The organism is Devosia sp. (assembly GCF_017307565.1).
In the GTDB taxonomy this organism is placed as follows: domain Bacteria; phylum Pseudomonadota; class Alphaproteobacteria; order Rhizobiales; family Devosiaceae; genus Devosia.
The window spans coordinates 1-1,946 of the sequence record NZ_JAFKHD010000469.1 but is presented as its reverse complement, the minus strand read 5'-3'; the positions used below and the strand labels follow the sequence as shown (position 1 = coordinate 1,946).

The 1,946-nt window shown below is 65.5% G+C and carries 3 protein-coding genes; 1 reads left to right on the top strand and 2 read right to left on the bottom strand.

All coding sequences use genetic code 11. From position 1 onward, the window contains the following. Together J0I64_RS20750 and J0I64_RS20745 are read right to left on the bottom strand one after the other, a co-directional pair. A partial coding sequence (locus J0I64_RS20750; protein WP_291411865.1) for a sulfite exporter TauE/SafE family protein occupies positions 1-580 on the bottom strand: 580 nt, incomplete at its 3' end. Between the two features lie 2 nt (positions 581-582). After that, positions 583-1,002: a secondary thiamine-phosphate synthase enzyme YjbQ gene (locus J0I64_RS20745; protein ID WP_291411863.1), complete on the bottom strand. Its 420-nt coding sequence runs from the start codon at positions 1,000-1,002 to the stop codon at positions 583-585. Positions 1,003-1,255: 253 nt separating this feature from the next. Between J0I64_RS20745 and J0I64_RS20740 the strand changes: the two genes are divergently transcribed. After that, the coding region (locus tag J0I64_RS20740; RefSeq protein WP_291411860.1) for a hypothetical protein at positions 1,256-1,946 on the top strand (691 nt) is incomplete at its 3' end.

The window sequence follows — 1,946 nt, the reverse complement described above, 5'->3', positions numbered from 1 at the left end:
CGATCGCCGCCGAGGTGCCGACGGCCTTGTGCATGGTCTCGCCAAAGGCGACCAGCGCCGGCACGGTCAGCGAGCCGCCGCCGATCCCCATCAGCGAGGAGAGATATCCCACCACGAACGCCGCGCCGCGATGCGTCGGCTTCGAGCTCTTGAGATGCCCCATGAGCCGCGTCTGGAACGAGAAGATGATGTTGGCAGCAATCACGAAGGCCATAACGGCGAAGACGATGCGCAGCACGTCGCCAGAGTACCACCCGGCCATCAGCCCGCCGATAAAGGTGCCGGCGACAATGAACGGCGTCCAGAGCTTGAAAACTTCGAGATCGAGCGCTCCACGCTTGTGATGCGACCGCGCGCTCATGATTCCGGTTGGGATGATGATGGCGAGCGAAGTGCCCACGGCCACGTGCTGCACGACGTCGGAGTCAAACCCCATGAGCGAGAGTGCGGTACTCAGCGCCGGCACGATCACCGCTCCGCCGCCAATACCGAGCAGCCCTGCGGCAATACCGGAAACGACACCGGTCGCCAGCATGCCAAGTACAAACGGCCAATAGCCGATGAGTACGCCCCAATCCATGATCACTCCCCCATGATATGCAGCACCACCTCGCGCCGATGCGGGCGATGACGATGCTCGAAAAGATAGATGCCCTGCCAGGTTCCCAAGGCGGCGCGTCCCTCGACAACCGGAATGGAAGTGGACGTCTGGGTCAGAGCTGCCTTGATGTGCGCCGGCATGTCGTCGGCGCCTTCCATGGTATGCACCAGCCAGTCCATGCCCTCGGGCACGAGCCGGCGGAAAAAGCCCATGAGATCGGTCTGCACGTCCGGATCGGCATTTTCCTGAATCAGCAGCGAACAGGACGTGTGGCGCACGAAAACCGTCAGCAGCCCCGTCTCGATTCCGGTCTCGTCCAGGAAGCCGTCGATCCGGTCCGTAAACTCGTAGAGCCCCTGGCCCCGGGTCGAAACATCAATGCGGCGAACAGCTTGTTGCATGCCTCGGCACTAACACGGCCCCACCTGTGGAACCAGCGTATTACCGGGCCAAAGCGCTACTTCGCCCAAATGGCGCCATGTTCACTCGGTCACCCTGCCGACGCTTGCTACAGGAACCAACGCCGGAACCAGGCGTTGCGGGCTTTGCGGGGGGACAGCGGCGTGCAATTGGTTGGGTTAGTCCATTCAGACTAGGTTCAGAGTGGTGCCGCGATGCTCGTCTCAAGTGTCAAACGACATAAAGGAAATAACAATGCGCCTTAGAAACTGGCTTTTGACCGGAACGAGCGTCGGCTTGATGGCCTTGTTGCCGATGACTGTGCGCGCCCAGGATGGCGGCCTTGTCGCGGCCTACCAGGCCTATGCCGCCGCTCAGGCATCCGGCGATGCCGCAGCGCTCGACGCTGCACGTGGCGCACTGTCGGAGCTCTGCATCGTCGCAGGCTATTCCAGCCTTGACGAATGTATCGCTGTCGCCTCGGGCAATGCGCCCCCGCCCGCTCCAGCAGCAGAGCCCGCGCCTGCCCCCGAGCCTGAGCCGGCACCGCCTGCCGAACAGCCGCCGGCCGTTGAAGCGCCGCCTGCGCCCCCGCCGGCAGAAGTTGCACCCGAGCCTGCCCCGGCTCCGGAACCCGCCCCTGCGCCAGCGCCCGAACCGGCCCCCACGCCCGCTCCAGAGCCTGCTCCGGCTCCGGCTCCGGCTCCGGCGCCCGCACCTGTGCCAGCGCCACAACCTGAGCCCGCCCCTGCCGTCCAGCAGCAGCCCGAGCCTGCACCCCAGCCGGAGCCTGCACCTCAGCCAGAACCTGCACCCCAGGCCCAGCCTGAAGCACAGCCCCAGCCGGCCGAACAGCCGCCTGCCGTCGAGGTCGCACCCCAGCCTGCTCCTGCCCCTGAAACGCAGCCGCCGGCCAAGGGCGGCGTCGTATCGGCGCTCACCGCAC

What these genes read in the sequence shown, in the direction of transcription:
- J0I64_RS20745 (WP_291411863.1), bottom strand. Translation starts at nt 1,002, where the DNA reads ATGCAACAAGCTGTTCGCCGCATTGATGTTTCGACCCGGGGCCAGGGG.